At 37.6% G+C, this 10,135-nt stretch carries 11 protein-coding genes; 5 read left to right on the forward strand and 6 right to left on the reverse strand.

Going from position 1 to position 10,135, the window contains the following annotated elements:
* Positions 1–1,698: DEAD/DEAH box helicase (locus tag ACIQ2X_RS09975; protein WP_396178783.1), on the forward strand; the 1,698-nt coding region annotated here is incomplete at its 5' end.
* Positions 1,699–1,784: 86 nt separating this feature from the next.
* A complete protein-coding gene (locus tag ACIQ2X_RS09980) occupies positions 1,785–2,549 on the forward strand; it encodes a carboxypeptidase-like regulatory domain-containing protein (RefSeq protein WP_396178784.1) in 765 nt (254 codons plus the stop codon).
* A 108-nt stretch (positions 2,550–2,657) separates the two neighbouring features.
* Here the strand turns inward: ACIQ2X_RS09980 and ACIQ2X_RS09985 are convergent, their stop codons facing one another.
* Positions 2,658–3,323: a TrmH family RNA methyltransferase gene (locus ACIQ2X_RS09985; protein ID WP_396178785.1), complete on the reverse strand. Its 666-nt coding sequence runs from the start codon at positions 3,321–3,323 to the stop codon at positions 2,658–2,660.
* A 225-nt stretch (positions 3,324–3,548) separates the two neighbouring features.
* Here ACIQ2X_RS09985 and ACIQ2X_RS09990 point away from each other — a divergent pair, with 225 nt between their 5' ends.
* Complete coding sequence (locus ACIQ2X_RS09990; RefSeq protein ID WP_396178786.1) at positions 3,549–4,235, forward strand: SIR2 family NAD-dependent protein deacylase; 687 nt, start codon at positions 3,549–3,551, stop codon at positions 4,233–4,235.
* A gap of 42 nt (positions 4,236–4,277) precedes the next feature.
* On the opposite strand, the gene ACIQ2X_RS09995 is transcribed toward ACIQ2X_RS09990, so the two are convergent.
* Positions 4,278–4,538, reverse strand: coding sequence for a hypothetical protein (locus ACIQ2X_RS09995; protein ID WP_396178787.1), 261 nt, complete (start codon positions 4,536–4,538; stop codon positions 4,278–4,280).
* Between the two features lie 231 nt (positions 4,539–4,769).
* Between ACIQ2X_RS09995 and ACIQ2X_RS10000 the strand changes: the two genes are divergently transcribed.
* Positions 4,770–6,119 (forward strand): DEAD/DEAH box helicase, encoded by a 1,350-nt coding sequence (locus tag ACIQ2X_RS10000; protein ID WP_396178788.1) that lies wholly within the window; start codon positions 4,770–4,772, stop codon positions 6,117–6,119.
* Positions 6,120–6,159: 40 nt separating this feature from the next.
* On the opposite strand, the gene ACIQ2X_RS10005 is transcribed toward ACIQ2X_RS10000, so the two are convergent.
* The 4 genes from ACIQ2X_RS10005 to ACIQ2X_RS10020 form a co-directional block, all read right to left on the reverse strand.
* Positions 6,160–6,513 carry an ankyrin repeat domain-containing protein gene (locus ACIQ2X_RS10005; RefSeq protein ID WP_396178789.1) on the reverse strand — a complete coding sequence of 118 codons (354 nt, stop codon included), beginning with the start codon at positions 6,511–6,513 and terminating at the stop codon, positions 6,160–6,162.
* Between the two features lie 216 nt (positions 6,514–6,729).
* The gene (locus tag ACIQ2X_RS10010; protein WP_396178790.1) at positions 6,730–7,680 is read right to left on the reverse strand and encodes a phosphoribosylaminoimidazolesuccinocarboxamide synthase; all 951 of its coding nucleotides are present in this window, start codon (positions 7,678–7,680) and stop codon (positions 6,730–6,732) included.
* A 110-nt stretch (positions 7,681–7,790) separates the two neighbouring features.
* Entirely contained in the window at positions 7,791–8,009 is a 219-nt protein-coding gene (locus tag ACIQ2X_RS10015) for a hypothetical protein (protein WP_396178791.1), read from the reverse strand.
* Between the two features lie 274 nt (positions 8,010–8,283).
* The gene (locus tag ACIQ2X_RS10020; protein ID WP_396178792.1) at positions 8,284–9,234 is read right to left on the reverse strand and encodes a PhoH family protein; all 951 of its coding nucleotides are present in this window, start codon (positions 9,232–9,234) and stop codon (positions 8,284–8,286) included.
* 104 nt (positions 9,235–9,338) lie between these two features.
* Here ACIQ2X_RS10020 and ACIQ2X_RS10025 point away from each other — a divergent pair.
* A partial coding sequence (locus ACIQ2X_RS10025; protein ID WP_396178793.1) for an S-adenosyl-l-methionine hydroxide adenosyltransferase family protein occupies positions 9,339–10,135 on the forward strand: 797 nt, incomplete at its 3' end.

The following is a 10,135-nucleotide window of genomic DNA, read 5'->3' on the forward strand; positions in this document are numbered from 1 at the left end:
CCAACACGTGAACTTTGCTTGCAAATTACCAACGAAATTAAAAACTACTCAAAATACGAAAAAGGTATCAATGTTGTAGCCGTTTATGGTGGTGCAAGTATTACAGAACAAGCCCGAGACATTAAAAGAGGTGCACAAATTATTGTGGCAACACCCGGTAGAATGCAAGACATGATCAACCGTGGATTGGTGAACATTTCACAAATCAACTACTGTATTCTTGATGAGGCAGATGAAATGTTGAACATGGGATTCTACGAAGATATCGTAAACATCCTTTCGACTTCGCCTGACGAAAAAAGCACATGGTTGTTTTCGGCTACCATGCCGCAAGAAGTGGCGCGGATTGCAAAACAATTCATGCACGATCCATTAGAAATTACCGTTGGAGCTAAAAATTCAGGTTCAGCAACCGTTTCACACGAATTTTACTTGGTAAACGCTCGTGACCGTTACGAAGCTTTGAAACGATTGGCCGATGCAAATCCAGATATTTTCTCTGTCGTTTTTTGTCGTACAAAACGCGATACACAAGCCGTAGCCGAACGATTGATTGAAGACGGATACAGTGCTGCAGCATTGCACGGCGATTTGTCTCAAGCACAACGAGATGGCGTTATGAAATCGTTTAGAGGCCGTCAAATCCAGATGCTTGTGGCTACAGACGTAGCTGCTCGTGGAATTGACGTGGACAATATTACGCACGTTGTAAACTACCAACTTCCTGACGAAATTGAAACCTACAACCACCGTTCTGGCCGTACAGGTCGTGCTGGAAAGCTAGGAACTTCAATCGTTATTGTAACTAAAAGTGAGTTGCGTAAAATTTCGTCAATCGAACGAATTATCAAACAAAAATTCGAAGAAAAAACGATTCCTTCTGGAATTGAAATCTGCGAAATTCAGCTGTTGCACTTGGCTACCAAAATTAAAGATACAGAGGTCGATCACGAAATTGATACCTACTTGCCTGCTATCAATAATGTATTGGAAGACTTGACAAAAGAAGAGTTGATCAAGAAAATGGTTTCGGTTGAATTTAACCGATTCATTAACTACTACAAGAAAAACCGTGATTTATCATCTCAATCAGCTGGAAATGAGCGTCGCGAAGACCGTGGCGAACGTCCCGTAAGTAATTCAGATGCAGTACGTTACTTCGTAAACATTGGTTCGAGAGACAATTTCGACTGGATGCAATTGAAAGATTTCTTAAAAGAAACATTAGATTTGGGTCGGGATGATGTATATAAAGTAGATGTAAAAGAAGGCTTCTCGTTCTTTAATACCAATGCAGAACATTCGGATAAGGTAATGGAAATTCTGAACAATACCCAGATTGAAGGTCGTCGAATCAACGTTGAAATTTCTAAAAACGACGGTGGCGGAAGACGCGACCACAACGGTAGAAGTTCTGGTGGTGAAAGAAGCTTTGGCGGAAGAAATTCTGGTGGAAGATCAGGCGGATTCGCTCCAAGACGTGAAGGTTCTGGAGGTTTTGGCCCAAAACGCGAAGGCGGTTTTAGATCAGAACGTTCTGGTGGATCATCAGAAAGTGGCTTTGGCAGAAGAAGTGCAGCTCCAAAAAGAGAAGGATTTTCTGACCGAGCGCCTCGAAACGAAAGTTCCGAAAGAGCTCCTAGACGTTCAGAAAGTTTCGGAGATGCTCCAAGACCAAAACGAACCAGAAAAAGCTAAACTTTTTAGTTAATTTTCTTATAATTATAGGCAAACTGCAAAATTGTTTCAACTGTTTTAGTACTTTTAGAGTCTTAAAATAAGTCATGAAATATTTTGCAGTTTTCTTTTTTATCTTACTTCCCATATTCGTTTTCGCACAAGAAAAGGAAAACAGCGCAACTATTCAAGGTATCATAAAAGACGACAATTCAGGGTTGGTGCTTCCAGCAGTTAACGTCATCAATGTCAATACAGTAAAAGGTGTAATTACCGACGAAAAAGGTGCATTCTCCCTAGAAGCTTTCGCAAATGATACGCTGCATATTTCGCTTTTGGGTTACAAATCCATCAAAGTAAAAGTGACCAACGACTGGATCAAAAACAAAACAACTACCATTCAACTTACACAAAAAGCCTACGCCTTGGAAGAAGTAGTAGTCCGTCCGTATGTTTTGACTGGTTATTTAGAAATTGACGCCAAATTAATTCCTACCCGCGAAAATTACCGTTACAGCATTTCTGGTCTTTCAGAGGGTTATGAAGCAGGCGAATATTCGCCCAGTGCTTTTGGCCGGGTACTAGGCTCAATTTTCAATCCTGCCGATATGTTGTACAACTTTTTTGGTAAAAAACCCAAAGAACTTCGCCGTTTAAAGGAAATGAAAAAAGACGATACCGTCAAAAATCTGTTGGCTTCCAAGTTCGATCGCGAAACCATTTCAGCACTTTTAGGCGTTTCCAAATCTGAAATTGCAGAAATTTTAGAGCGTTGCAATTATTCCGAAGCGTTTGTAAAAAGCGCCAACGATTTGCAAATTATGGACGCAATAAATGCATGCTATGAGGAGTATAAAATCTTGAAAAGGTAAAAACTTTATTTTTTTGGGCGTTACCCTTCGGGTCAGGCTGTACGTTCCCGCTTCCCGATGAAAAATCGGGAGAGCTCCACTTCCATCCTTAACGCAAAACTTTAAACATCAAATTTTCGGATTTTCTTCATAATATCTGGCTTCAATTCGCTTGATATCTTTAATCGAATTTCGAGCCCATTGCAGTCGCTTTACTAAAATTTCTTCTTCCGAAAGTTGCCATTGCAGGTCTGATTTTCGCAATCGAGTGGTTAAATTTTGCAACAATATCGCAGCCGAAACCGAAATGTTCAAACTCTCCGTAAATCCCACCATCGGAATTTTCAAAAAACCATCGGCGTTTTTTAAGACTTCTTCCGATAGTCCGTCGCGTTCGGTACCAAAAAAGAAAGCCGATTTTTTAGTAATATCAAAATCTTCCAACATACAATCATTTTCATGAGGTGTAGTAGCAATAATTTGATATCCTTTTGTTTTCAGACTTTCAATACAATGCGAGATCGATTCGAATCGGTTGACATCGACCCATTTTTGAGCTCCCATGGCAATTTCTTTGTCGATACTTTTTCCGAACTTCTCCTCTACTACATTCAATTCCTGAACCCCAAAAACCTCACAACTTCGCATCACCGCACTTGTGTTATGCAACTGAAAAACATCTTCCATCGCCACCGTAAAATGATTGGTTCTGTTGGCCAAGACTTTTTCGAAGCGCTCTTTTCGGTTGTCTGTTAAAATGTTTTCTAAAAATTCGAGGTAATTCAGGTCAATCATTACTGTTTAATTTTGGCAAAAATAGGGAAATTAACTAACTTTATAGATTGTAAAATTAGTATGAAATCGCCATTAACCGCACGTTTGCACAAGCAATTGAAAATGCTTCGCCAGTTCGCAAGCTCGGGTCATTGAACACCGATGAAAACTATACTATTGTGAGATAAACACCAATAAATAAAAGCGGTACCATACATGACCGCTAACAAATCAAATTTTACAAATATGAAAAAGAAACTCGTAGTGCTATCCGGAGCTGGAATAAGTGCCGAAAGTGGGATTCAAACATTTCGCGACAGCGACGGACTTTGGGAAGGTCACAATGTTATGGATGTTGCAACCCCTGAAGGCTATCGGAAAAATCCCGCATTGGTTTTGGATTTTTACAACAAAAGACGCCAACAATTATTAACTGTCCAACCCAATAAAGCGCATTTTATCCTTGCCGAATTGGAAAAGGAATTTGATGTACATATAATTACACAAAACGTAGATGATTTACACGAAAGAGCCGGAAGTTCGAACGTTTTGCATTTGCACGGCGAACTTCTAAAAGTGCGAAGTACCAAAAACCACAACCACATTTTAGACTGGAAAACCGACTTGCTGGCTTCGGATAAAGACGATGACGGATTCAATTTACGACCACACATTGTATGGTTTGGTGAAGAAGTTCCCGCTTTGGATGAAGCTGTCGAGTTGACTGCACATGCCGATTTATTTTTGGTCATCGGAACCTCGTTGCAAGTCTATCCCGCCGCTGGGTTGGTGGATTTTGTTCCGAAACAATCGACAATTTATTACATTGATCCCAAACCAATCAAAATTCCCAATCTAAGAAACGAACTGGTTGTTTTTGCCGAAGGTGCTTCGAAAGGAATGCAGTTGTTACGGGAACATTTGGTTATTTGATTGCAATATTGTTTCAATTTAATTTTTTGAAAAAGAATTTTGCTAATCTGCCTGCTTTCTAGAGCGTAATAACGTAATAATGAAGGCTAAAACGATTAGTGTAAATAGATTAGCAAATATATTATAACCTATTTTTTCGCCGTTTAAAATAAAATAGCCATAATTAAAAACGAAATCAAAATTTTCAAAATCTTCTACATGCATTAGCTCAAAAATCAAATTTAAAAAATTAATGGATACGATAAATAATAAAATCTGACCTATGTTAGTCATAAATAGATTTAAAGTTGATTTTGTTCTCATGTTATTTTCATTTGTTTTTACTATCGCAATTTATGCTAAATTTCTAAACAAAAATAGGTATAATAAGAAATCTGAAATAAAATTTTGATGCTTTTTTAAATTCTTACCAACTTCCATCTCGATGTAAAATACTTTAAAATTAAAGTAGTATGATCACACGTGTCTAATTTTCAAGCCTTTATTTGTAATTTTATTTAAAATCTAAAAGTGTATCTTTGCAAAAAAATAGCGATGACAACTTTTGAACAATTCAATCTTCCAAAATCCGTACAGAAAGCCATAGATGAGTTGGGTTTTACAACACCCACGCCAATTCAGGAAAAATCTTTCGCGGTAATTATGTCGGGTCGCGACATGATGGGAATTGCGCAAACGGGTACGGGTAAAACTTTCGCCTATCTTTTGCCATTGTTAAAGTTGTATAAATTTACACCTACCAATACACCAAAAATTGTAATTCTTGTTCCTACACGAGAATTGGTGGTGCAAGTTGCCGCCGAAATTGAAAAACTGACCCAATACATGTCGGTTAAAACTTTAGGAATTTTTGGTGGAGTAAATATCAATTCACAAAAAAAATTAGTCAACGAAGGAATCGACATTTTAGTAGGAACGCCAGGTCGCGTAATGGATTTGGCTCTTGATAGCGTTATCCGATTTGATGAAACCCAAAAATTGGTCATCGATGAATTTGACGAAATGTTGAATTTGGGTTTCAAAGGACAGTTGACGGCCATACTTGCAATGATGAACAAGAAACGCCAAAACATCTTGTTTTCGGCAACAATGACCGACGAAGTCGATGCTATTTTGGAAGATTATTTTGACTATCCCGAAGAAGTTACCCTTGCCGCATCGGGAACGCCGTTGGAAAACATTCGCCAACTTTCCTATGATGTGGTCAATTTCAACACCAAAATTAATTTACTGAAGCATCTTTTAGAAACGGACGAAACGATGCAACGGGTTTTGGTTTTTGTTAATAATAAAAAAATTGCCGACATGTTGCACGAACGTATTGATACGCATTTTGAAGGGCAATTTGGGGTGATTCATTCTAATAAATCGCAAAATTACCGTTTGACTACAATGGCTAATTTTCAAAACAGTTTGCTACGAGGGATTATCACAACAGATATTATGGCGCGCGGACTTGATATTTCGGACATTACGCACGTAATCAATTTTGAAATGCCCGAACTTCCCGAATTGTACATGCACCGAATTGGTCGAACAGGCCGTGCTGATGCTACGGGAACGGCTTTGAGTTTTGTCACTCAAAGAGAACAGGAATTTAAAATTGAATCCGAATTGTTAATGAACCAGGAAATTCAAGTAGTACCCTTTCCAGAAACGGTCGAAATTTCTAACCTACTTATTGGTCCGGAAAAAGACAAGCAACCGATCAAGTTTTTGATGAAAAAAGTGAAGTTGGAAGGTGAGGGCGCTTTTCACGAAAAAACCAAGAAAAACAAAAAAGTCAATTTGGGTGGACCTTCAAAAACGAAGAAAAAAACACACGGATCGGTAAATAGAAACATGCTTAAGACCCAAGCAAAAAAAAGAAAGGATAAAAAATAAATTTTATCCTTTCAATTCTCTGTAATTAACTCTTCAAACTTTACTTTTTAACTTCATTTAAAAGTTGAAGTGCTTCTTTGGCATTCGACATTTCGGCATATTTGAGCGCTGAAATGCCTTTGCTGTCTTTTTCTGATGGATTTGCTCCTTTGTCCAAAAGCATCTTGATCATTTCTACATTGTTGTATCGGGCCGCATACATTAAAGGAGTCATTCCATTGTAGCGTTCGTTGAAATCGGCACCGTACTCGATAATTTTTTTGGCCGTATCGTTGTCGTTTTTACTGATTGCGATGCAAAGTGGATCGTAGGTTTTTACAAATCCATTGATTGATGCCATTGCGTTAGTCGATAAGGCAAGAGCCAGTGCTAAAAACATGATTGATTTTTTCATGATGATTGATTGATTTAAATGATTGATAATTATATTGTGATTAATGAATTAGACTTCACAATCTTTATTTCGTTACACGTTCATTTTACTTTAATAAAAATTTAACGTTTAGCAATTTTTTGAAAATAAGTCTTTTGGAAACCTACAAATCAAAATTTGACTTTTAGCCACAAAAAAAGCCACTTTTCAGTGGCTTAATCATCAATTTTCTTACTATTATTTTCTTAGATAATCTAAAACATTTTGTTCAATTCGGTTGTGAATATCTGAAATGTCGGCTTTTACAAATTCTTGACCTGCAATTTTTTCAAACAATTCGATGTATCTTTCGGAAACAGAATGCACGTAGTCCTCGGTCATTTCAGGAATTGCTTGTCCTTCTTTACCTTGAAAACCTTTCGAAATCAACCATTGACGTACAAACTCTTTGGACAATTGTTTTTGCTCAACGCCTTTTTCTTGTCGTTCTTTATAACCTTCGGCATAAAAATAACGGGAAGAATCGGGTGTGTGGATTTCGTCAATCAATACTATTTTTCCTTCTTTGGTTTTACCAAATTCATATTTTGTATCTACTAAAATCAAACCACTTGCCGCAGCAATTGCAGTTCCGCGTTGAAATAGAGACCGGGTGTAATGTTCCAAAATCAAATAATCTTCTTCAGAAACAATGCCTTTTGAAATGATTTCTTCACGAGAAATATCTTCGTCGTGCGAACCATTATCTGCTTTGGTTGATGGTGTGATTATCGGTTCTGGGAATGGGTCATTTTCTTTAAGGTTTTCTTGCATGTATACGCCACAAATACTGCGTTTTCCTAAAGCATATTCGCGTGCGGCATGTCCAGAAAGGTAACCCCGAATTACCATTTCCACTTTAAAAGGTTCGCACAAATGTCCTACAGCCACATTGGGGTCTGGAGTAGCGATCAGCCAGTTGGGCACCACATCGTGCGTCAAATCCATCATTTTTGTAGCAATTTGATTCAGTATTTGCCCTTTGTAGGGAATTCCTTTGGGTAAAACCACATCAAAAGCCGAAAGCCGGTCGGTGGCAATCATAACCAAAAATTCGTCATTGATATTGTATACATCACGCACTTTGCCGTGGTACACACTTTTTTGGTTGGGAAAATTGAAGTCGGTTGCCGTTATTGTAGTACTCATAATTGTTAGTAGTTATAGTTGTTGTTTTAAGAGGGTAAATTTAAAACTATTTCAAAGAGTATTGCAACGTTTCTCTCAGAGATTGTTTTTAAAGTCTTTTTGCCAGAGATTCACTGTGTGGTTTCACTTTTTGTAAAAAATAATTTTAATATTTTAACAATCGATAATATAAAAATGAATGCTAATAAAATTATGGCAACGACTGCCCAAAGTGGATAAATAGTAGTATGCCAACCTGGAACGATGGACATGAAAAAATCAAAATTGGTTACAACAATCAATAGTGCTAATCCTGTACTAAAAATAAATAAAAAAAGTAGTTTTTTCATCTATGTAAAAGTGATTTTTAAGCGTTCATATTTTGGTATCGCTTTTATTTATTGGTGTTTATCTCACAATAGTATAATTTTCATCGGTGTTCGATTATTATTCAATTGCTTACGCAAAAGTGAGGTTAATAACGCTTTCGTAAATTACAAAACCCAAATAGCCCCGATTGAAATGGAAATAAATAAACCCCAGTGTTTGGGGGTTATTTATTGCAATGGAAAGCGGGAACATGGATTATTCTTTGACAAAGCCTTTCGCTCCAAAAAATTAAAATTAATCGTGATTCTCAATTTGTTTGTAGGCATCGATTACCTTTTTTACCAAACGGTGTCGAACGATATCTTTGTCGTCCAAATAAATGATTCCGATACCTTCGATATCTTTTAAAACCAAAAGTGCTTCTTTCAATCCTGAAATCGTGCGTCTTGGCAAATCGACTTGTCCGGGATCGCCTGTAATCATGAATTTGGCACTTTTACCCATTCGGGTTAAAAACATTTTCATTTGAGAATGCGTAGTATTTTGTGCTTCGTCTAAAATTACAAAGGCATTATCCAGCGTTCTGCCACGCATAAACGCCAATGGAGCGATTTGGATTATTCCCTTCAAAATGTAATCTTCCAGTTTTTCGTTGGGCAACATGTCGCGCAAAGCATCGTATAAAGGTTGCATGTACGGATCCAGTTTCTCTTTCATATCGCCTGGTAAAAAACCAAGATTCTCACCCGCTTCTACGGCAGGACGTGTTAGGATAATTCGTTTGACTTGTTTTTCTTTTAATGCTTTAACGGCCATGGCAACTCCTGTGTAGGTTTTTCCTGTTCCGGCTGGACCAACGGCAAAAACCATATCGTTTTTGTTCATCGTGTCTACAAGCAGTTGCTGGTTAGGGGTCATTGCTTTGATTATTTTTCCGGCAACGCCATGCACTAGAATTTTATCCATATCGGCCATTCGCTCTGATTGTTGGTTTTCGCCTTCAATCACACGTTCGATTACGTTACTGTCAATTCGATTGTAGCGCGAAAAATGAACTAACAGGCGATTGAAACGCTTTTCAAATTCGTCTAAAACTTCTTTTTCGCCAAATGCTTTGAGGGTAGTGCCGCGGGCGACAATTTTCAATTTCGGATAGTATTTTTTTATTGTCTCAAGATGTACATCCTGAGTTCCCCAAAAATCTTTTGGAGCAATGTCTACGAGTTCAATAGTTCTTTCGTTCAAATGGGATAGTATTTAATTAAAAATAGTCGCCGAGAATTATTAGCTTTGCGATTCTCAAATTTAGTATTTTTTGAGAAACAAAATTTATAATATTTAATAATTTTATGTCAATTATTACCCTAACGACCGACTACGGACTGAAAGACCACTTTGTGGGTGCTTTGAAGGGAAAAATCGTTTCGCAATTACCAAACGCTTTAATTATTGATATTTCGCACGATGTAGACCCTTTTAATGTGGCACAAGCCAGTTATATAATCGAATCGGCTTACGGTAGTTTTCCGAAAGGAACGGTACACTTAATTGGCGTGGAAGCCGAAATGAATAATGAAAACCAGCACATTGCGATGCTGTGGAACGACCATTATTTTATTGCAGCAGACAACGGCATTTTAAGTATTTTGACACAAAAAATAACGCCTGAAAAAATATATGCCATCAACATTCACGACCGTTTGTACAATGAAGCTACAGATATGGATGTCTTGATTACCGTTGCAACACATTTGGCTAAAGGCGGCTTGCCCAACGTTATTGGAAAAGAAATTGCTGCCTTACGACAAATGACGCAGTTGATTCCGCGTGTTGAAAATAATGCAGCCATAAAAGGCAATGTTATTTACATTGATCATTTTGGCAATGTGGTGACCAATATTTCAAAGAAAATCTTTTTGGAAGTGGGTCAAAACCGTCCTTACGAGATTCTTTTTATTGCTAAAAATAATCATAAACTCAAAAATCCGATTAAGACTATTTACGCCAAATACGCCGATATTCTTAACAACGACGATTTTTCGAGTCAAACCTATGACGGGCAACGATTGGCTATTTTCAATGAATCCAATTACTTGGAATTAGGGATTTTTAGAAGCAATCCCAACTCGTTAGGAAGTGCAGCGAG

The sequence above is a fragment of the Flavobacterium sp. genome, from assembly GCF_044368625.1.
GTDB lineage: Bacteria > Bacteroidota > Bacteroidia > Flavobacteriales > Flavobacteriaceae > Flavobacterium.